The organism is Streptomyces sp. NPDC127092, assembly GCF_042722475.1.
Taxonomy (GTDB): domain Bacteria; phylum Actinomycetota; class Actinomycetes; order Streptomycetales; family Streptomycetaceae; genus Streptomyces.
The window spans coordinates 103,451-123,883 of the sequence record NZ_JBHXFE010000009.1; the positions used below are offsets into that span (position 1 = coordinate 103,451).

At 72.5% G+C, this 20,433-nt stretch carries 16 protein-coding genes and 1 tRNA gene; 2 read left to right on the forward strand and 15 right to left on the reverse strand.

All coding sequences use genetic code 11. The features are described 5' to 3' along the window. Window positions 1-23 precede the first annotated feature (23 nt). Window positions 24-1,244, forward strand: a complete 1,221-nt coding sequence (locus tag ACFWJO_RS10375) for an ArsR/SmtB family transcription factor (protein WP_386864296.1) — start codon at window positions 24-26, stop codon at window positions 1,242-1,244. A 109-nt stretch (window positions 1,245-1,353) separates the two neighbouring features. Here ACFWJO_RS10375 and ACFWJO_RS10380 read toward each other — a convergent pair whose 3' ends face one another. The 5 genes from ACFWJO_RS10380 to ACFWJO_RS10400 all read right to left on the reverse strand — a co-directional run bounded on the left by ACFWJO_RS10380 (window position 1,354) and on the right by ACFWJO_RS10400 (window position 7,115). Continuing rightward, window positions 1,354-1,995 (reverse strand): IclR family transcriptional regulator, encoded by a 642-nt coding sequence (locus ACFWJO_RS10380; RefSeq protein ID WP_384408976.1) that lies wholly within the window; start codon window positions 1,993-1,995, stop codon window positions 1,354-1,356. A 672-nt stretch (window positions 1,996-2,667) separates the two neighbouring features. Beyond that, window positions 2,668-4,461: a DEAD/DEAH box helicase gene (locus tag ACFWJO_RS10385; protein ID WP_386864358.1), complete on the reverse strand. Its 1,794-nt coding sequence runs from the start codon at window positions 4,459-4,461 to the stop codon at window positions 2,668-2,670. 105 nt (window positions 4,462-4,566) lie between these two features. Next, on the reverse strand, window positions 4,567-5,040 hold the full coding sequence (locus tag ACFWJO_RS10390; RefSeq protein WP_386864297.1) for a type II toxin-antitoxin system death-on-curing family toxin: 474 nt from the start codon (window positions 5,038-5,040) through the stop codon (window positions 4,567-4,569). A 41-nt stretch (window positions 5,041-5,081) separates the two neighbouring features. Beyond that, a complete protein-coding gene (locus ACFWJO_RS10395; RefSeq protein ID WP_386864298.1) occupies window positions 5,082-5,300 on the reverse strand; it encodes a hypothetical protein in 219 nt (72 codons plus the stop codon). A gap of 231 nt (window positions 5,301-5,531) precedes the next feature. Further along, the gene (locus ACFWJO_RS10400; RefSeq protein WP_386864299.1) at window positions 5,532-7,115 is read right to left on the reverse strand and encodes an MFS transporter; all 1,584 of its coding nucleotides are present in this window, start codon (window positions 7,113-7,115) and stop codon (window positions 5,532-5,534) included. A gap of 181 nt (window positions 7,116-7,296) precedes the next feature. On the opposite strand from ACFWJO_RS10400, the gene ACFWJO_RS10405 reads away from it, so the two are divergent. Next, a tRNA-Cys gene (locus ACFWJO_RS10405) sits at window positions 7,297-7,371 on the forward strand. A gap of 50 nt (window positions 7,372-7,421) precedes the next feature. On the opposite strand, the gene ACFWJO_RS10410 is transcribed toward ACFWJO_RS10405, so the two are convergent. The 10 genes from ACFWJO_RS10410 to ACFWJO_RS10455 all read right to left on the reverse strand — a co-directional run bounded on the left by ACFWJO_RS10410 (window position 7,422) and on the right by ACFWJO_RS10455 (window position 20,350). After that, window positions 7,422-8,078: a hypothetical protein gene (locus ACFWJO_RS10410; RefSeq protein WP_386864300.1), complete on the reverse strand. Its 657-nt coding sequence runs from the start codon at window positions 8,076-8,078 to the stop codon at window positions 7,422-7,424. 4 nt (window positions 8,079-8,082) lie between these two features. Continuing rightward, the gene (locus ACFWJO_RS10415; protein ID WP_386864301.1) at window positions 8,083-10,413 is read right to left on the reverse strand and encodes a hypothetical protein; all 2,331 of its coding nucleotides are present in this window, start codon (window positions 10,411-10,413) and stop codon (window positions 8,083-8,085) included. 14 nt (window positions 10,414-10,427) lie between these two features. Then, complete coding sequence (locus tag ACFWJO_RS10420) at window positions 10,428-10,862, reverse strand: hypothetical protein (RefSeq protein ID WP_386864302.1); 435 nt, start codon at window positions 10,860-10,862, stop codon at window positions 10,428-10,430. A gap of 407 nt (window positions 10,863-11,269) precedes the next feature. Further along, window positions 11,270-11,926 carry a hypothetical protein gene (locus tag ACFWJO_RS10425; RefSeq protein ID WP_386864303.1) on the reverse strand — a complete coding sequence of 219 codons (657 nt, stop codon included), beginning with the start codon at window positions 11,924-11,926 and terminating at the stop codon, window positions 11,270-11,272. A 139-nt stretch (window positions 11,927-12,065) separates the two neighbouring features. Beyond that, window positions 12,066-13,232 (reverse strand): type VII secretion-associated serine protease mycosin, encoded by a 1,167-nt coding sequence (gene mycP, locus ACFWJO_RS10430; protein WP_386864359.1) that lies wholly within the window; start codon window positions 13,230-13,232, stop codon window positions 12,066-12,068. 77 nt (window positions 13,233-13,309) lie between these two features. Next, on the reverse strand, window positions 13,310-14,848 hold the full coding sequence (locus ACFWJO_RS10435; RefSeq protein WP_386864304.1) for a hypothetical protein: 1,539 nt from the start codon (window positions 14,846-14,848) through the stop codon (window positions 13,310-13,312). A 33-nt stretch (window positions 14,849-14,881) separates the two neighbouring features. After that, window positions 14,882-15,442: a hypothetical protein gene (locus ACFWJO_RS10440; RefSeq protein WP_386864305.1), complete on the reverse strand. Its 561-nt coding sequence runs from the start codon at window positions 15,440-15,442 to the stop codon at window positions 14,882-14,884. A 119-nt stretch (window positions 15,443-15,561) separates the two neighbouring features. Then, window positions 15,562-17,844, reverse strand: coding sequence for a molybdopterin cofactor-binding domain-containing protein (locus ACFWJO_RS10445; RefSeq protein WP_386864306.1), 2,283 nt, complete (start codon window positions 17,842-17,844; stop codon window positions 15,562-15,564). Next, window positions 17,841-19,466 carry a (2Fe-2S)-binding protein gene (locus tag ACFWJO_RS10450; RefSeq protein WP_386864307.1) on the reverse strand — a complete coding sequence of 542 codons (1,626 nt, stop codon included), beginning with the start codon at window positions 19,464-19,466 and terminating at the stop codon, window positions 17,841-17,843. Before ACFWJO_RS10450 ends, ACFWJO_RS10445 begins: the two co-directional genes overlap by 4 nt. Further along, the gene (locus ACFWJO_RS10455) at window positions 19,463-20,350 is read right to left on the reverse strand and encodes an FAD binding domain-containing protein (protein ID WP_384408946.1); all 888 of its coding nucleotides are present in this window, start codon (window positions 20,348-20,350) and stop codon (window positions 19,463-19,465) included. Before ACFWJO_RS10455 ends, ACFWJO_RS10450 begins: the two co-directional genes overlap by 4 nt. Window positions 20,351-20,433: the final 83 nt, after the last annotated feature.

Consider the following 20,433-nt stretch of genomic DNA (forward strand, 5'->3'; position numbering starts at 1 on the left):
GAAGACGAGGAGTCGTGGGTTCTGTGCGGACACGGGGAACGGCGCTGCGCCTCCACTTCACGGCGGACGACCTCACCCGCGTCCGCTTCGCGCCCCGTCCGGCCCCGCTCCAGGAGCTGCACGCGGCCCTGACGACGGCCGTGACCCCGCCCGGCGGACCGCTTTCCGGACCGCCCGCGCCGTTGTTCGGGCCGTGGCGCGGCCGCGTCCTGCGCTCGCTCCCGGGAGGCGCCGCGCCACTCGCCGACCTGGTGCCGGCGGGCCGCCCGCCGTCGTTCCTCGACGTGCTCGCCGACACGCTGCCGGACGCCTTCGCGCTGATCCGCGGCACCGCCCCGGGCCTCGTCCGCTCCGAGCTGGAACGGGTGTACGGGGCGACCCCGGCGCCCTCCTGGGTCCGGGGCCTGCACGCGGGCGAGGAAACGGCCTGGCGCACCGTGCTGCGCGCCCAGCGGGCCGCGTACGAGACGGTGCTGGCCCCGGTCTGGCCCGTCGTCCAGGACCTGCACCGCGAGGAGTTCACCCGCTACGCCCTGGCGGCGGCGGAGCACGGCACGGCAGCCGCGCTGACGGCCCTGGCTCCGGGCAGCACACTGCACGCAGGTGTGTGGGAATGGAGCTGCGAGGCGAACCAGGGACAGCAGCAGGGGCAGGAGGGCGAACGCGAGCGGACACCGGGACGAGCCGGGGAGCAGGACCCGGACCGAGCCGGGAGGCAAGAGCCGGCCCCGAGCCGGGAGGCGGAGCAGGGCCGGGAGTGGTTTCGCGGGCGAAGCCGGGGCCGAGGCGGGGAGCAGGCGTGGCACCGGCCGGGCGGGGCGGTCCGGGAGGTCCGCCTCGACGGCCGCGGTCTCGTTCTGCTGCCGACCTTCCACCACCCGGCGGGCCCGCTCGTCCAGGACCTGCCGGGCCGCCCGGTGGTCCTCACCTACCCGGCGGGCCCGGGCCTCCCGCCCGTACCGGACGGCCCGGCGTCCCCGGACGAGGCCCTGGCCGCCGTCCTGGGCCGCACCCGCGCCGAACTCCTCCGGCTGCTCACCGAGCCCCACACCACGACGACCCTGGCCCGCGCACTGAGGGTCAGCAACGCGACGGCCTCGGCCCACACGGCCGCCCTGCGGGCGGCGGGCCTGCTGACGACGACCAGGACGGGCCGCTCGGTGACCCACGAGAGAACGTCCCTGGGCACGCTGGTCGCGGGCGCCGGCGGCCCCGAAGCAGAAGCGCCCGCGCCGCAGCGGTAGCCGGCCGCCGACCATGGGCCAGCAGGCCACGGGCGCGCCGGCCACGGGCCCGAGCCCGCGACCTGGGGGCGGTCTGCCGTCGGCGGGCGTCGACCCGCGCCCCCTCGGCCTACCTCAGTGCGTCGGCGACCTCGCGTGCCGCGTCGACGACGCGGGGGCCCACGCGCTCCGGGACGGCGTCGGCGAGCATGACGACGCCGACGCTGCCCTCGATGCCGGTCACGCCGACCAGCGGCGCGGCGGCGCCGCTCGCGCCCGCCTCCAGCTCGCCGTGGGTGAGGGTGTAGCCGGGTTCGATGAGTTCGCCCTGGCGGGCGGCGAGGATCGCGCGGCCGGCCGCCCCGCGGTCCAGCGGGTGCCGGAAGCCGGCGCGGTAGGCCACGTGGTAGTCGGTCCAGGTGGGTTCGACGACGGCGACCGCCAGTGCCTCCGCCCCGTCGACGAGGGTGAGGTGCGCGGTGGCGCCTATGTCCTCGGCGAGCGAGCGCAGCGCGGGCAGCGCGGCCTCCCGTACGAGCGGGTGCACCTGCCGGCCCAGGCGCAGCACGCCGAGCCCGACCCGGGCGCGGCCGCCGAGGTCACGGCGGACCAGGGCGTGCTGCTCGAGGGTGGCGAGCAGTCGGTAGACGACGGTCCTGTTCACACCGAGTCGGTTGGACAACTCGGTGACGGTCAGGCCGTGGTCGGTGTCGGCGAGCAGCTTGAGGACTCGAAGTCCCCGGTCGAGCGTCTGGGAGGTCTCCGCGGTCACGACGCCCTCTCCTTCGGAGTGAGTGACAGCGGACTCGTACGAGAGCTGCGACACCGGTCCCATCGGCGACGCACGTCAGAGGCCGCCGGCAGGACGGGGTACACCGGCTGCGCTCCGCGGCGGCGCTGCCACGGGGCGTTTGCTTGAGCCGGGACAGTAGCGGCGTGCTCCGCTCAGCGGAAGACCTCGTCCAGAATCCGGGCGCGTGCGACCGGATACGGGCGGTTCGGGACCTAAGTCGGCCGAACGCGGGACTTTGGCGGACAAGACAACCCGCGGGGAGCTCGTAGCGTGGAGGAAGCGAGGTACTGCCGTGGGGGCTGGTTCCTCGCCGCCATGTCCCGCTTCCCCGCGGGATGGGAAGAGGCCCGTACGCCGCCTGCGTACGGGCCTCGATCACTTCTCGCGGGGGTGCGTCACGCGGTCACGGCTGCGGCAACGGCCGGGTCCACGGTCGCGGATCACGGCCGGGGCCACGGGCGCGGCCCGCGGCTACGGCTCCGGCCACGGCCCCACGGCGACGCCGACGCCGACGCTACGGCTACGGCTACGGCTACGGCTACGGCTACGGCTACGGCTACGGCTACGGCTACGGGTTGCTCACCCGCCGGACCCGCCGGACCCGCCGCCCGGCCACGACCGGGCTCGCCCCGGCCGGCCGCCCCGCCGGGCTCACCGCATCCGGGTGGCCCACTCCTGCACCTTTTTGATCCGCTCGCGGATCTGCCCGGCGGTCGCCTCCGCGCTCGGCGGGCCGCCGCACACACGGCGCAGTTCGGTGTGGATCACGCCGTGCGGCTTGCCGCTCTGGTGGACGTACGCGCCGACCATCGTGTTGAGCTGCTTGCGCAGCTCCAGCAGCTCCTTGTGGGAAACGACGGGCCGCCGCTCCGCAGGAAGCTCCAGCAGATCGGCCTCGCTGTCCGGCTTCTTGCGGCTGTGCGCGATCTGCCGGGCCTGCCGCTTCTGCAGCAGCAGCTGCACCTGGTCGGGTTCGAGGAGGCCCGGGATGCCGAGGTAGTCCTGCTCCTCCTCGCTGCCGGGGTGGGCCTGCATGCCGAACTCGGCAGCGTTGTAGAGGACGCGGTCGAAGACGGCGTCGGACTCCAGCGCCTCGAAGGGCAGCATGTCCTGCTCGCCGGTGTCCTCGTCCTGCTGCTTCTCCGCCTCCGCCATCTCCTTCTCGGACTCGGCGTACGGGTCCTCCTCGCCCTCCTTCTTCGGCCGGTCGAGGACGTGGTCGCGCTCGACCTCCATCTCGCTCGCGAAGCCGAGGAGGTTCGGGATGGTGGGAAGGAACACGGACGCCGTCTCGCCGCGCCTGCGGGATCGCACGAAGCGGCCGACGGCCTGCGCGAAGAACAGCGGCGTCGAGATCGTCGTCGCGTACACGCCGACGGCGAGCCGCGGTACGTCGACGCCCTCGGACACCATGCGGACCGCGACCATCCAGCGGTCGGTGTTCGCGCTGAACTCGTCGATGCGGCCGGAGGCGCCGGCGTCGTCGGAGAGGACGACGGTGGCCTTGGTGCCGGTGATCTCGCGGATGAGCTTGGCGTACGCGCGTGCCGAGTCCTGGTCGGAGGCGATGACGAGTCCGCCGGCGTCCGGGATGGACTTCCGCACCTCGGTGAGCCGCTGGTCGGCGGCGCGCAGCACGTTGGGCATCCAGTCGCCGCGCGGGTCGAGGGCGGTGCGCCAGGCCTGGGAGATCGCGTCCTTGGTCATCGGCTCGCCGAGGCGGGCGGCGACCTCGTCACCGGCCTTGGTGCGCCAGCGCATGTTGCCGCTGTAGGAGAGGAAGATGACGGGCCGGACGACGCCGTCGCTGAGGGCGTTGCCGTAGCCGTAGGTGTAGTCGGCGGAGGACCGCCGGATCCCGTCGTTCCCCTCCTCGTACGTGACGAAGGGGATGGGGTTGGTGTCGGAACGGAAGGGCGTGCCGGTGAGGGCGAGCCGGCGGGTGGCGGGCTCGAAGGCTTCGAGGCAGGCCTCGCCCCAGGACTTGGAGTCTCCGGCGTGGTGGATCTCGTCGAGGATGACGAGGGTCTTGCGCTGTTCGCTGCGGTTGCGGTGGAGCATGGGCCGTACGCCGACGCCGGCGTACGTGATGGCGATCCCGTCGTACTCCTTGCTGAGCGGCCCGGCGCTGTAGTCGGGATCGAGCTTGATCCCTATCCGCGCGGCGGCCGCCGCCCACTGCTTCTTCAGGTGCTCGGTGGGCGCGACGACCGTGACCTGCTGCACCACGTGGTGGTGCAGCAGCCAGGACGCGAGGGTCAGCGCGAAGGTGGTCTTGCCGGCGCCGGGCGTGGCGACCGCGAGGAAGTCACGGGGCTGCTCCTGGATGTACTTCTCCATCGCGCCCTGCTGCCAGGCTCGCAGCTTGTTGGCGGTGCCCCAGGGGGCGCGGCCGGGGAAGGCGGGAGAGAGGTGGTGTGAGGAGGTGGCGGTGGTAGTCACGATCTCCGGTTCGACGCTCGTCCAGATATGACAACCGGGCCACCTTACCGGTGCGACCGCCGCGACCCGGCAGCATCACCGCCGCGCCACCGCCTCGTGAGAGAGTCCTCACAGCTCGCGCAAACGCCCCGCGATGTCGCGAATGTCCCCCACTTCGCCGGCGGCCACGCCCACGACCAGCTCGTATGCCCGGTCGTGGTCGACGTCGGCGAGGTCGACTCCGTTGACGGCGAGGAAGACGGCGGAGGAGAGCCAGGCGGCGCGCTTGTTCCCGTCGACGAAGGGATGGTTGGAGGCGATCGCGTGCAGCAGGACGGCGGCCTGCTCGTACACGTCCTGATACGCGCTCTCGCCGAACATCCGGGCGCGAGGCCGATGCACGGCGGACTCCAGAAGCCCGGGCGCACGCAGCTCGGGCACGCCGTCGCCGGTGAAGGCGGTACGGGCGATGGCGACGACCTCGGCGACGGTGAGGAACCGGCTGGGCCGGGCGAGGGGGGCGGAGCCGCCGCCGTGCGCCCGAGCGTCACGGGCCGAGCCTCCTTCGGCCGCCGCTCGCGTCACCGCGATAACCCCACTCATCCCACTCATCCCGCCCGTCCCGCCCATCCCACTCGCCTGACTCATTCTCCGAGCCTCCTCAGCAGAGGGTTGTGCTTCAGGGCGAGCCGCATGGCCTCGTGCTGCACGAGGGTGGCCTGGAGCTCCACGTACCGCCGCACGGCTTCGACGGCGAGCTCCTCGACGGAGACGCCGCGCGCGTCGGCAAGATCGGCGATCTCGGCGGCCAGATCGTCGCCGAGGGGCAGGGTGAGGGTGCGGGCGCGGGTGTCGTGACGCATGCGAGGACGGTAGTGGGGGGCGAAGGCGGGGGCGAGGGGTTTTGGGGGCAGGCGGGCGGGGCGAGGGGTTACGGGGGGGGCGGCAGACGGCGGCCACGGACCTACCAGGCCGACAGACGGCGGCCACCGGCTTACGGGCCGACAGACAGAGGGCACGGGCTTACGGGCCCGGCAGGCGCTGGGCCACCTCAGGCCGGTGCGTCCCCTCTCGCCCGCCGCCCGCCCGGCCGGTCAAGCCTGCTGCCGATCCCCTGTGCCCCTGTCCCTGCCAGCGCCAGCGCCTGCGCCTGCGCCTGCGCCTGCGCCCATGGCCGTGGCTGAGGCCGTAGCGGGACTCCCCAGCCGGGTGGCGACCCAGCCGCCGATCGCGGCGACGCCGGCCATCGGCAGGAAGACGGCGGCGAAGGCGGCGGGGTGTGACCCGGCGCCGGCGCTCGCACCGGCACTCGCGCCGGCTTCCACGACGGCGTGACCCACCGCTCCTCCGCCGAGCGCGGCGAAGGCGGCGCCGCCCGCGGCGAGCAGCAGGACGTTGGAGAGGCCGTCGGAGATCTGCAGGGCGGCGGAGTTCGCGCCCGCCTCCTCGGGTGCCGACAGCTTGAGGAGCAGCACGCTGGTCGAGGCGATGACCAGGCCCATGCCGAAACAGCCGAAGGCCCAGGCCACCGCGACCACCCATGCCGGGACGCCCTCGATCAGGACGCTCGGGGCGGCCGCGATCGAGGCGGCGACCAGCACCATGCCGACGACGACCAGGCGCTCGCGGTACGGCTCGGTGCGCGGCTGGGACTGGACCCAGGAGCCGAGTGCCCAGGTCAGGCCACCGACGGCGAGCGAGAGCCCGGCGAGGGTGGGGCTCAGGCCGCGCTGGGTGACGAGCATCAGCGGGACGAAGGACTCGGCGGCGATGAACGATCCGGCGGCTATTCCGCGCAGCAGGACCACGGACGGCAGGCCGCGCGCCGCCCGGTACGTGCCGCGGGGTAGCAGCCCGCGTACGGCGGGGACGAGCAGCGCGGCGCCGACGGCCGCCGGCAGCAGGGACAGCCAGCGCAGCTCCTGGCCTGCGTACTGGAGGAGGGCGGCGCCGGAGGAGATCCCGAGCGCCAGCCGGATACGCCGCCGGTCCCAGGGGGCGACGGGCGCCTCGGGGTCGGCGGGGCCGGAGGCGGTGCGTCGGATGGCGGGCAGGGCGAGGGCGAGCGGGAACACGACGAGGGCCGGGATGCCGACGAAGACCCAGCGCCATCCCAGGTGCTCGGTGATCGTTCCGGACGCGAGCGGCCCGACGACGGAGGGGACGATCCAGCTCGCGGCGAACGCGGCCATGATCGCCGGCCGGAGATGTTCCTCGTAGGCGCGGCCGATCACCACGTACAGCGCGACGATCACCAGCCCGCCGCCCAGGCCCTGGACGCCCCGCCCCAGGATGAACAGCCACATGGCGCCGGCAGTCCCGGAGAGCAGCAGCCCGGCCGCGAAACAGCTCATGCCGACGGTCAGCGGCGCGAGCGGCCCGTTGCGGTCGGACCACTGCCCGGAGAGCACCATGCCGAAGAGGCTGGTGGTGAAGTACGCGGAGAAGGCGAAGGCGTAGAGCGGCACGCCGTCCAGCTCCCGGGCCGCGACGGGCATGGCGGTTCCGACGGCGGTCGCCTCGAAGGCGATGAGCAGGACGACGGAGACGATGCCGATGCTGAGCGCCCGGTGCGTCCGGTCGAGCACGGATCCGCCGCCGGAGACGACGGACGCTGCGGCGGCGGGCTGCTGCGCGACGACGTCGGCGTCGGCGTCGCGCGGTTCGAGGGCACTCATACGCTCCAGAGTAAGGGCCGAATCGGGATATGACCCCTGTCGCGAGTCGCATCCGCCCTGCCCCGCTGGTCCTACGACCATGAACGCCACATGGCAGTCATGTTGCAGCCCCACCGAAACCGTTGAGCCCGCGCTCGCCCACCGCCTAACGTCTTTCTCGTCACCACCGCAACACCACCACGACCGTGTGCCCGAGTGGTTGAGGGGCTCGCCTGCAAAGCGAGTTACGTGGGTTCAATTCCCGCCACGGTCTCCAGCCGGACATAGGGGCGGCTCTCCGAGGAGAGCCGCCCCTATCTCCTTCTTCTATCTCGGCCTGAAGACGGGCTTTTCCGTGAGCCCCGCGTTGTTCTCGCATCCGAGCCTCTTGACGACGGCGAGGGTGACGGAGTGCAGGACGGTGAGATTGGCTTCCCGGACGGCGACGGTGTCGGGCAGCTTGGAGTTGTCCAAGGTGAGCGTCCCCATGATGCGGGCAGGGCTCCTGGCGGACCCTTCGAGCCGAGGGCTGGCGCACAAGACGAACAGATACGCCTTCTCCGGTCCAGAGCGCGCCTCCCTGCCCATGACATAAGGGTGAAGCCCGCTGACACGAATGTCTCCGAAGAGGTCGTCAGGGTGATAGAGACCGAAGCGGATTTCCACCCGGTCCGTGCGATGGGAAACGCCCGCGCGGCACATGGGACGGTGCAGCGACCGCCGCTCCCGCGTGGCGTAGTCCTCGATCAGCTGATCCTCGGCGCGTGCCAGGCCTCCTGTGGGCGCATCGTTGAACCGCTTGGTCGCCAACACCGTCTCCAGGGCGTGGGCCGCATCGGAGGAAAGCGTGTCGTCGCATTGCTGCGCTGCGGTGACCCTTGGCTGCTGCGGTTGCTCCTCACAGCCAACGAGCAGAAGGAAGGTGCTGAAAGCCGCTGCGACTGCTCTGGTCGTCTTCCGGAAGGGAATTCCCGTCTCCGTCACGTGATCAGCCCGTCTCCGGCGCGTTGCCGACCGTCTCGGCAAATTTGTTGCCCACCCCGTAACCGAGGTACGCATCCGTGATGAGGCCGTGTTCGAACCCGCTGCTCACCTGCGAGCGGTGGGCGGCGACGAAGCGCTCCATGGGCGCCTCGGCGCTGTATCTGCCGGCTTCATAGATGGCCCGTCGGTCTTCATGGATCTTGTCTTCCGTGGCGTCCTTGTGGTCCTCGATCGACTTGTCGGACCAGTCGCCGACGACTTGGCCCGCCATCGTTTCCATGGCACCGGAGCCCGTGTCGACCGCGAGCGGAACGAGGATCACGGCGGCGCCCGCTGCCGCGGCCGTAGCCGGTAGGAAGGCGACGCCTGCCGCGATGGCAGTCGCGGTCCCGAACTCCACCCAGGCGGCCTTCTTCTCCTGCGCCTTCTCGTAATCTTCGTGGATCTTCATGCCCTCAGCTTCGACCTGATTGGCCCGAGCTTCGTCCAATGTGCCTTGCAGCAGGGAACCGGTGAGAACGGCGTTTCGAGCATGCGCTTCATCGATCCGGCCATCGGACCTGACCTGGGCCTCCAACACGCTGGCCGTGTAGAGGCGCTCAGCAGTGGAGACCGTGGCGTACGCGTCCGGATGCTGCCCCAAGGTGGTGAGGAACCTCGTCGCGGCTTCCCGCCCGAACTTGGGATGGCCGGCATCGTCACCGGTGGGCGCGAACGGGCTTCCCTCGCGGTTCTTGGCCAAAGCCCAGTTGAGGTCGTCGATATAGCCGGCACCCATGTTGCCCAGGCTGTCCGCCAGAGCGGACTGGTGCTTCTTGACGAGCCCTGCCTCATCGCCGTACTTCGCCACGACCTCGGTCATGATCTCGGCCGTCGTCGCGTCCCGGTGGAGCTCGGGCCTCGGGGCGTCCCAAGCATGCCCCAGCGTCGCCGCCTCCAGCGCATGCCCCAGAGCGTCCGGCATGTAGTCCGCGGCCTTCTTCGCCGCGCCGGCGTCGCGGCCGTCGACGTCGGCGAAGGACTCGTACTTCTCGTTGGCGAAGAAGTCGAGGTAGTTGCCGATCGCCGCGCCGTCCTTGTCCTTGCCCAGGTCGAGCGTGCCCCCGACGCTGCCGTCCCTCTCGTACGGCGTCGGCTCGGCCGAGAAGAACCGCTTCGCGGCCTCCGGGCTGTGGCCCAGCGCCTCCAGCATCGGGATCCCCGGGTTGAACCCGGAGCCGTTCACTCCGGACGGGTTGTACGGGTCCCTGATCCAGCCGCCGGCGTTCTGGGCGAAGAAGTGCGGTTCCCGGCTGTGCAGTTGGGTGACGTGCTCGGCGATGGGGACCAGGAACTTGGGGTCGTAGTCGCCGTTCCGCAGGATGCCGCCGAGCAGCTGGTAGCCGAACGCCGGGCTGTTGTCGTTCCGGGACAGCGGAACGCGTTCCGTGCCGAGCTTCCGCATCTCGGCCGACCACTGCTCGGTCCACCCGTCGCCGCCCTGCGTCGCGGTGGCCAGGTTGAGGCCCAGGTTCTTCTGGAGGGCCCGGACGTCCGCCAGGCGCTGCTTGTCCGGCTCCGACTCGTTGCCGCCGTACGTGTCGGTGGCCAGGTGCCCGAAGAACTCCAGAGCGCCCTTCGGCCCGAGGCCGTCGTAGAAGGCCCTGGAGAAGGCCTTCGAGGCCGTGTTGTCGCCCAGCAGCTCGTTGAGCCGTACCAGCTCCCCATGGGAGAGCTCCCGGCCCTTCTTCGCCAGATCGACCGCACGCTGCGCCTCCTCGGCGTCCAGGCTGACGTACCTCGGGGCGCTGAAGTCGTGCTTGTCGCCGGTGATGTTGGCCCGTAACGCGTTCGAGCAGGCCTCGTCGGCGTCGTCGCAGCTGTCGACGACGGCGTCGATGCGACGCTTCATGGCCGCGATCGCCTCGCGCTGCTCGCGGTCGGATGCGGGGGATTCGGGGTCGGGGCGCGCGATGGCGTCCCGCTGCAGGGAGTAGCGGGCTTCCACGCTCCCGTCGCTCCTGACGACGAGGCCGCCGTGCGGCGCATCGGTCTCGACGATCTTCGTCAGATCGTTCTTCGCCTTCCTGAAGGCGCGGTAGCCGTCCTCCAGAATCCTGTGGATGCCTTCCGCCGCCTTCGCCGCGTCCTCGAACTCCTTCGCGGTCTTGTCGATGAACGGCTTGGTGACCTCGGCGTTCACACCCCGCCAGTCGTCAGCCTTGGCCTTCGCCGCCATGGTCTTCCGAGCATCCTCGGCCAGGGCCTCCAGCTTGCCCTTCATCTCGGACCAGCGGTCCGCCGCGGCCTTCATCTTGTCGAGCGGCGCCCGGTACACGTTGTCGAAGGTCAACACACCCTGACTCCCGCCTACTTGAAGTACTCGCTGATCTTGGACACGGCGAGCGCCGTCCTGATGTCCTCGTCGTCCTTCGCATGCGCGGCCGCGCTGTAGTCGAGGTGGTTGGAGATGTGCGCGCAGGCGTCCAGCAGCGTGCGGAGCTGGGAGGCCCAGGTCTCCTGCACGGTCGCCATGGCCGCACCGGTGCGGAAGCCGTTCCGCGACAGGCCGGCCGCCGCCTCCGCGGTGTCGGTACGGGCGTGGTCGCCGTCCTTCGCGAGCCTGCCGTTCAGCTCGTACGCGGCGTGGCCGATGGCGCCGAGGTGGTCCTGCCGCACCTGAAGGTCGGTGCCACCGCCGCCACCGCCGGTGCCACCGGCCTGGTCGGGCAGCCCGTTCAAGCGCATGCTGACCCGGGCCGCGGCAGCCGTACGCTCGGCCGCCCACTCCTCCTCGAACGACACGACTCCCCCGCTGTGTACTCGTTGTTCGCGTTGCACTCGTAGATCCGGGTGTTACGGGTGGTCCGGGTCCCCGGGGGTCCCCGGGTCCCCGGGGCTCCTGGTCTCTCCGGCTGTCCGGGAGTCCGGGTGTTCCGGTTGCTCTCGCCCGGAGCGCCAGAGGCTACTCATGCGCACCGCTGCCCAAGGGGTTCCACGTCAACACCGGTCCGGCCACCGGACATGCCCCCTGAACCACGCGCTGCCACCGCCGCGAGCGCACACCACCCATTGGGGTGAGACGACTCCGTCAAGTCGCCGACTCCCGACCGGCGTGCCCCCACCCCCGCTGCGGCGGCGGAGGGCGTGAGGGCGGGCGTCGGAGTGGGCGAGGTGTAGTCGTCGAGCGGGGGTAGCGGAGGGCTGCAGCGTCACGGCGCAGCGAGAGGCGACGGCACGCCGTCGACCAGGTCGGTGTCCGTGCAGCCCAGCCGGTCGGCAACCGCTCGGGCGGCGGCGTTCAGGACGGTGACCTCGTGGACGACCAGGTCCTCCTTGCGCAGGTCGAGCTTGTTCGACCGCTCCAGCTCGGCGGCGACGATGCGGTCCCCCGTGCCCTTGGAGGCTCGCGCCTCACCGCAGTGGAAGAGGATCTTCGCGAAGCGGTCCGAGGCCTGGGCCTCGCTGCCCGTCCGGAAGGCCTGGAAGGTTGCGTCGCCGCGACCGCCGGGAACGACGAGCGCCTCCCGGAAGTCGATGGTGATCGCAGGTTCCTCGTCCCCGGCCTTCCGCACCTTGCAGTACAGCGTGCCGTTGGCCAATTCGCCGGTCGTCAGCTTTCCGTCGGCCTCTCGCAACGCCTTCAACGTCGCGTCCGGCTCGTACCGGTCCTCCACGAGCGTGTTGCCGCCGACCACCGCCGCCAACGCGGCCCGCGCCTCCGTCCCCTTCGCGAACCCTCCGCACACCTGCTCCACCGGCCGCCCTTCGACCGCCGTACCGTCGCTCGCACCGCCGGAGCAACCGGCGAGCGCGACGAGCACGAGTCCCAGGGCGGCAGCCGATCCACCGGCCGAGGAAGACTTCATGTGACCTTGCTGTCCTTCTTCTCGTCGTACGGATCGCGAAGGGAATCGTCCCGGACGTGCCCGCGGCTGTCCTTCGCGTACTTGGTCAGTTCTTCCTCAAGAATGCTCGGCAACGGCGAGTCCGTCAGGTCGCTGACGGTCAGCGTCGCCGTGCCCTCGCCAACGGCACGATGACAGCCGCCCCGAGCAGAACCGCGGCCCCGACGCCGAGGCCGATCCAGAGGCCGGTGTTGCCGTCACCGTCCTTGGCCGCCGCCTGCGGAGCCGGAGCAGGACCGGAGTCGGTCGTCGCTGACGGCGCGGCCGACGGCGTGGCGGAGGTGGTCGGTTGCGACGGCAGGTCGGGGATCGGTCGTACGTCGGCGGGGCCGGGGTCGCCGGGGGTCTTCAGGGCTCGGAGCGGACGGATGGCGCCGTAGCCGATGTAGTCGTTGCGGCCCGCGCCGTCGTTGGGAGCGGCGATGGTGTTGAGCATGACCTTGAGGACCTGGTTGTTGGTCCAGTCGGGATGCTCGGCCCAGATGAGGGCCGCGGCGGCGGACGCGAGGGCGGTGGCGTCGCTGGTGCCGGTCGACTTGCACAGGCCGGTGCCGCCGCCGCAGGCGTGCACGGTGTCCTTGCCGGGGGCGACGAGGTCGACCTGGGGGCCGTACTGCGAGTTCTTCACCCGGGTCAGCTTCTGGTCGATCGCTCCGACCCCGACGACGCCGGGGGTCGCCCCGGGGTACTCCGGCTTGTTCGGTCCGTCGCCGCTGTTGCCCACAGCGGCGAAGACCAGCGCCCCCTTGTCGTGCGCGTACTTCACGGCGTCTGCGAGGTGTTGCGAACCGGTGCCGACACCCAGAGAGATGTTGATGACTCTGGCCCCGGAGTCGGCGGCGTACCGGATCGCCGGGGGCACGTTCCGGTTGAACTGCTCGTCGCCGTCCTTCTGGCTGAGCGCGCCTTCGTCGAGCCCTGTGATCCGGACCGGCAGGATGCGGGCCCGGGGCGCCAGTCCGAAGGCTCCGTTGCCGCCCTCGCGCGCCCCGGTCCCCGCGATGAGGCCGGCCATGCCGGTCCCATGTCCGGTGTAGTCCGTGAACTCGTCGCCCGGTCGATCGGTCGCGAAGTCCTTCCCGTCGAGCACCTGGCCCCTGAGGTCGGGATTGTTCCTGTCGACGCCGGAGTCGATCACCGCGACCGTGACACCCTCCCCCTTGCTGATCTGCCAGATCTCGTCCGCGTGCATGATGTCGAGCTGCCACTGCTGAGCACGGATCGATTCCGCGTGGGCGGGAACGGAAGCGATGCCCACCAGCAGCATGCTCAGGCCGGCCGAGGCAATGTTCCGGATCCAGCTCCGTCGAATACCGCTGGTACGCATCTGCTCCCTCGCGCCGATCAGTCGATGACGGGCGGCGTCGTACGACGTCCGCCCTGCTGCCAGGTCTCTTCGTCCTCGACAAGGTAGTCGGGACGCTTGCCCCGCTCCTCCTCCTGTCGCTCCGCAGCCGGTACGGAGCCGCCGCGGCCCACCGGCCCGGTGTTCTGCGCGCCGTCGCGGACGAGTCCCGAACCGCCGGGGGTGAAGGGGCTCCTGGCGGCGGCAGTCCCGGGCCGCTGCGCCCGGCCGCCGACGACTCCGCCGGGCTCGGAGGCGAGACGACGGCCACCGGTGATGCCGCTCTGCCCGCCGCCCGCACCGCCGGCCGGATGACCCAGGCCGGGGCCGGCCATGGGGGCGCGACCGAGGCCGTTGCCGGTACGGCCCGTGGGCTCCTGCCCGATCACCGTGCCGCGCGGGATGCCGGTGGTGGGCCGGCCCACCGGGTTGCCGGGGACCTGACGACCGCCGGTGATGCCCTCACGGGGCATCGCCGGCAGCTGGCCGGTGGGGCCCCAGGCCGCCTTGCCGCCGGGGCCCAGCGGGGTGCGGGTGCCGTTGAGCGGAGGGAGCGTCCCGGGGCCGGACTTGCCCAGCGGGGGCGGCGCGGGAGTCGGCCCCGGAGGGACGGTGAACGGCGGTGTCACGCCGGTGTCCGGCCGGGGCAGCGGCGGCTGCCCGCCCGTGGTCGGCGGTGTGCCGGTCGTGGGCGGAGGCAGCGTGTTCACGCTGTCGATGCCCAGATCGACAGGCAGCTCGGGCCGGACGACCTGCGTCGGCCCGGTGGTGTCACGCGACGGCGGAACCACTCGTGCGTCGGGAAGCGAGCGGGTGTCCGGCTGCGCCTGCCGCGTGGTCGTGCCCGTGTCGGTTCCGGTGGAGCGGCTGTCGCTCCGGGACGTGGATCCGATGTAGGAGGAATCGTCGCGGGTGTCGGCGGACTTCGGAACGAACGTGTCCGGCGGCGGCTGGAACGACGGCATCTGAAAGCTCGTCATCTGCTGGCTCGACCACTGGTACGTAGCCGAGAGCCGTTCCATCTCCGCCGCCGCGTTCTGCCGGTTCGCCTCCTCCTTCGCCTTGATCGCCGCCGCGTCGGCGCCCTCCGGGGCCATCTGGTTGCGGGCGTTGCGTGCGATCGTCTGGGAGTCGGGGTCGTTGTGGTACTTCTGCGCCGCCTCCAGGTTCTCCTTGGCCTGCGCGTTCGAGGTGTAGCGCGGGATGGAGCTCTGGGCGGCGGCGATGGCGTTGGCGGCCTCGGTCAGCCACTTCGCCGAGTTCCTGCTGTAGTCGGCGAGGCTGTGGGTCGTGCTCGCCAGGCTGGCGGTCCATTCCTTGAACGCCTGCTCTGCCTTGCTGTCCCACTCCACACGGCCGGGCCGCTTCTGCAGTTCGTTCGCGATCTGCGTCATCTTCGTCGCCGCGTCCGTCAGACGGTCGCCGGCGTTGCGTACGTAGAAGCTGCTGGCCTCGTCGAGCCAGTTCAGCATCTGCTGGTGCGACATGGAGCGGAAGTCGGTCCCCCTGCCGCCCCCGACGTTGTCGTTCTGCTCCATCGAGAGTCACCCCTTCCCCGTGTCCTGTGGCCGCTAGCCGAGGCCTGCGGCGCCGCCGTCGGCGGTCTCCGTGCGCTGTGGCTCGGCCGGGGCCGGTGCGGGCTGCCGCGGGGAGTCCGTGCCCGGTGCTCCCGTGGCGTCCGGCTTGCCGGACGGCGTCGTGTCGTAACCGGCCTTCTGGTCGGCCTGGGTCTTGGCCTCCGTCGTCCGCTTGCTGATGTCGAGCATCTTGGCCCGGATGTCCTCGTCGGTCTCTTCCATGCCGTTCCTGGCGATGCCGACGGCGATGCCCAGGCCTTCAAGGCAGTCGGACAGCAGGGCGGAGAGCCTGATCAGCTCGGCGAGCACGCTCTTGTACGACGTGAAGATCTCGTTCGCCTCGGTCCACGCGGCCCCTCCCCCGCCGAACTGGCCACGGACCACCTGGTCCGCGTTCATGTTCTTCGGTGCGGCCGGTGAGGCCAGGAGATCGGCGATCAGTCCGTCGACCCCCTTCTTGAACTCCGTCATCGACTCGGAGTTGTAGAGCAGGGCCTCCCTGCTCATGCCGCCCAGGGCGTAGCCGGTGCCCGCCCCGTCCACGTAGGCCTCCATGTCTGGCACTCCTCCCCCGTGCGCCGCAACTCCTGGATTCTGCCCAGAAGTTCACTGTAGCGAGGACGACGTGCGAAACACATCCACAGGTTGCGGGGCCCCCGGGGCGGCGGGGGCCGTCAGGCGACCACCACCGCCGCCTGTGGGCGGATCGGGAGGCGGTTGACCGGGCGGCCCGTGGCCGCGCGGACGGCGGAGGCGATGGCGGCCGGGGAGGTCACCACGGGGACCGCGCTGGCGGGTTTGGCGCCGAAGGGGGCGACGACGTCGCGTTCCTCGACGAGTTTCACGATGCGGATGTCGGGGGCGTCCAGGGACGTCGGCAGGGCGTAGCCCGTCAGGTCGGGGCGGCGGACCAGGCCGCGGGAGGTGCGGAGGTTCTCGGTGAGGGCCGCGCCGACGCCCTGGGTGACGCCCGCCTCGATGCGGGTGGCCAGCTGGGCCGGGTTGAGGACGCGGCCGACGTCCTGGGCGACGGCCATCTCCACGACCCGGATCGCGCCCAGCTCCACGTCGACGTCCACGACCGCGCGGATCGCGCAGAAGGCGAGGCCGACGAAGGCGTCGCCCTGGCCGGACTCGTCCAGCGGTTCGGTCGGGTGGGGGCGGCACTGGGCGGTGGCCCAGAGTTCCTTGCCGTCCATCGCCTCGGCGACCGTCGTCGAGAGGACGCCGTCGTACGAGGTGATCTTGCCGTCGGTGATCTGGAGCAGCTCGGTCGACATGCCGAACTTGTGGGCCAGGGGCTGGAGGAGCTGGGTGCGGACCATCTTCGCCGCGCGCTCGACCGCGCCGCCCGAGACCCAGGTGTGGCGGCCGTGGGTGGCCGGGCCGGCCGGCGGCTGGTCGGTGTCGACCGGGGCGACGTGGACCTCGTCCACGCCCAGGGTCTCCTGCACGATCTGGCGGGCGAGCGTCGTGAAGCCCGAACCCGTGTCCACGGCCGCGCAGATGACCGTGGCCACGCCGTCCTGGACCCGTACCGTCGCCGTCGACACCTCGTCCGTGCCCTCGGCGCCCAGCATGTGCACCATGCCGATCGCGTAGCCGACGCCGCGCCGCACCGCGCCCGGCTCGCCCGCGCCGTCCGGGCCGCCGGGCAGCAGCCAGTCCTCCTCCGGCGAGTCCATAGGGAGGGCGGGGAGCGGGAAGTCCCTGACGGCCGCCAGGAGTTCGGCGACGGGTGCGGGGCAGGTCACGGTCTGGCCCGTCGGCAGGATGTCGCCGGTCGCCAGGACGTTGCGCATCCGCAGCTCCGCCGGGTCCATGCCCAGTTTCCCGGCGAGCTTGTCCATCTGCGCCTCGTACGCCGCGCACACCTGCATCGCGCCCTCGCCCCGCACGTGGCCGGACGGCGGGTTGTTGGTGCGCATCGCCCAGCCCTCGACGAAGGCGTGCGGGACGACGTACGGCCCGCAGGCGAAGGAGACGGCCGCCGCCAGCGACTCGGACGAGGAGTCCGCGTACGCACCGGCGTCCAGCAGGATCTGCGCCTCGACCTTCACCAGCCGCCCCTCGGCGTCCGCGTGGTGGCGGTAGCGCAGCAGGGTGGGGTGGCGGTGGGCGTGGCCGAGGAAGGACTCCTCGCGGGTCGCGGCGAGCTTGACCGGGCAGCCGGTACGGAGCGCGAGCAGGCCCAGCGGGATCTGGAAGCCCGGGTCCTCTCGGTCGCCGGTGGCGCCGGGCACGCCGGTCACGACCACCTTGACCTGCTCGGGCGGCAGCCCGAAGCAGGCGGCGGCCAGGTCGCGGTCGGTGTGCGGGTCGGTCGACGCCGTGTAGATCTCGACGCCGCCGTCCGGGCGGGGCACGGCCAGCGCGGCCTCGGCGCCGATCGGCGCGGTGTCCTGCCGGCCGATCCGGTACAGGCCCTCCACGACCACCTCGCCGGTCACCTCGGGGTCCCCGAAGCGCAGCGGGATGTGCCGGATGAGGTTGCCGTCGGGGTGCAGCGGCGCGGCGGAGAAAGCCTTCTCGGGGTCGGTGACCGGGTCGAGGACCTCGTACTCGACCGCGATGGCGGCGGCCGCGAGCCGCGCCGTGTCCGGGTGGTCCGCGGCCACGGCGGCGATCGCCTCGCCGTGGTGGCGGACGAGGTCGGAGGCGAAGACCGGGCGGTCGGCGACCTGCCGGCCGTACGTGGCGGCGCCCGGCACGTCGGCGTGGGTGACCACGGCCCGCACCCCGGGCATCTCGGCCGCCGCCGACGTGTCGATCGACACGATCCGGGCGTGCGGGTGCGGCGAGCGCAGGATCGCCGCCCACAGCAGGCCCTCGGCCCACAGGTCGGAGGCGTACGGGAAGGTGCCCTCGGTCTTCGCCCGCGCGTCGGCCTGCGGGAGCGAGACGCCGAGACCCAGGCCGAGGCCCTCGGGCTCCGTGGTCGTCGGGTCGCTGCTCACGCCGTGCCTCCGTCGTGCGGGTGGGGAATCTGGTGCGGGATACGGGCGGCGGTCTCGTCCGAGGGCGACGCCGACGGCGCGGACTCCGCCGCCGCCTCACGCCCCGCGACGATCTCGTTCACGGCGTCGAGGACGCCGCGGTAGCCCGAGCAGCGGCAGAGGTTGCCGCACAGCGCCTGCCGGGTCTCCAGCTCGGTCGGCGCGTGGTTGCCCTCGAGGAGGTCGTGCACGGTCATGGCCATGCCCGGGATGCAGAAGCCGCACTGCACCCCGCACTTCGCCAGCGCCCGCTGCACGTCGGACGGCTCGCCGTCCACGGCCAGCCCCTCGACCGTCCGGACCTCGGAACCGGCCGCCGTCGCCGCCGGGACCAGGCACGAGGCGACGAGCCGGCCGTCGACCTGCACGTTGCACGCGCCGCACTCGCCCTGCGAGCAGCCGTCCTTGGCCCCGGCGAGCCCGAGCCGCTCGCGCAGCACGTAGAGCAGCGACTCGCCGATCCAGGAGTCGGTGACGGGCCGGTCGACGCCGTTCACGCGCAGCGTGTAGGCGGTGGTGGGGTGCTCGTCGCTGTCGCGGCTGTCCCAGATGCTCCGGGCGTCCTGGATGTCGCCGATGTCCGCACGGTCGGTGCTGTCCGCACGGTCGGCGCTGTCCGCGCCCTCCGCGCCGCGCGCGCTGTCGGCGCTGTCCGCGCTTTCGGCGGCCTCCGCGCCGCCGGCGCCGACGGTCTCCCCTGCGTGGGCCGCGTCGCCCGCCTCCTGCCCCGGCTGCGGCTCCCCGTCCACAGGTTCCGGTACGGGTACGGGTACGGGCGCGGGCGCGGGTACGGATTCGGGCTCCGCCGCCGCCTCCGCGACCGCCGCCACCTCCGCGACCGGCTCCGGCACCGCGACCGGCTCCGCTTCCATGACCGGCTCCGGCCCCGGCTCCGGCTCCGTCACGGCCCACGGCGCCGGCGCGCCGCCCGGCAGGGTCGCGGGCGCGCTGCTCGCGTACTGCGCGAGCCGGGACGCCGTGTACTCGCCCGAGTCGTCGAGCCCGTCCGCGCCGTCGTCGACCGTCGGGATGCTCCACTGCCCGGTCGACCCGGCCGCGGGCTCGTACGCGGGCGCAGGCTCATACGCGGGCGCGGGCTCGTATCCGGGCGCCCCGCCCAGAGCCGCCCCGCCCCCGGGCGCCTCGAATCCGCCCTCCGGCGCGTACTCGTGCGCGTACTCCTGGCCGTGCTCCCCTACGAGCCCCTGAAGGTGGCCCTGTCCGTTCCCCTGCCCGTGCTCCTGTCCGTGCTCCTGCAAGGGTTGCCGCACGGAGCCCTGCACGTGCTCCCGTCCATGTTCCTGCACGTGCTCCGCCGCCACCGGCGGCGGCACCGGCCAGCTGCCCGTCGCCGTCGGGTCCGCCGTCGTCAGGGGCGTCAGCGGGACGATCATCGGCGGCACGTAGCCGTGGCCCGGCGCCTCCAGCGGGATGCCGTCCAGCATGAAGTCGGGCGGCAGCTGCACGAAGGCCGTGGCGTCGCCGTCGTAGCCCTCGCTCTGCGGGATCGGCTCCCAGCCGCCCGTCCCGTGGCCTCCGTGGTGGCCGGAGCCCGCGTGGTTCCCCTGTGTCTCGTCGCTCACGACAGCGCCCTCCCCAGTGCCCGTCGGGACAGCGCGGCGACCGTGCGCCGCAGGTGCAGTACGGCGGGCGGCAACGGCTCGTCGCCCTCCGGGTCCGGGATGCACGCGGCGGCGACGTACTCGCCGAACGCCGTCAGCGCCTCCGGCGCCAGTCCCCGCTCCGCGTCCCAGTCCACCAGCGAGGCGATCCACTGCTCCGCCTCCAGGGGCCGCAGCGGCATCGGCGCGATCGCGCCGACCGCGCAGCGCACCCCGCGGCGCGCCGGGTCGAGGACGACGGCGACGGAGGCGGTGGCGCGGGCCGGGCCGGTGCGGCCGGTGGCCTTGAGGAAGACCTGCGGGGCGTGCAGCAGCGGGACGCGCACGAAGGCGACGAGCTCGCCGGGCGCCAGCATGTCGCGGCCGGCCAGGAGGTGGCCGACGGGCAGCTCGCGGGTGCCGAGCGGGCCGACGACGACCAGGTCGGCCTCCAGGGCGGCGAGCACCGGCAGGGAGTCGCCGGTGGGCGCGGCGGAGACGATGTTGCCGCCGAGGGTGCCGGCGTTGCGGATCTGCGGCGGGCCCGCGACGCGCGAGGCGGCGGCCAGGGCCGGGATGAGGGCCGCGAAGTCGGGGCGGCCCATCCGGGCGTGGGTGAGGCCCGCGCCGAGCAGGGCGTGGCCGTCCTGGTACTGCCAGCCGCGGATCTCGTTGATCCGGCCGAGTCCGACGAGTCCGGCGGGTCGCAGCTGCCCGCGGTTGACGGCGGCCATCAGGTCGGTGCCGCCGGCCACGGGAACGGCGGCCGGCATGGCCGTGAGCGCCGCCACGGCCTCGTCGAGCGAGGCGGGCAGCGTCACGGCTCGCGCCGCCCGTGATGCCGTCTGTGGTGCGTGCGTGGTCAACCCGCTGCCCCTTCCCGGTGTCCCGGTGATCCCCGACCGTCCCCGGCTGTCACGCCTGTGTCACGCCTGTGTGGGCGTACCGT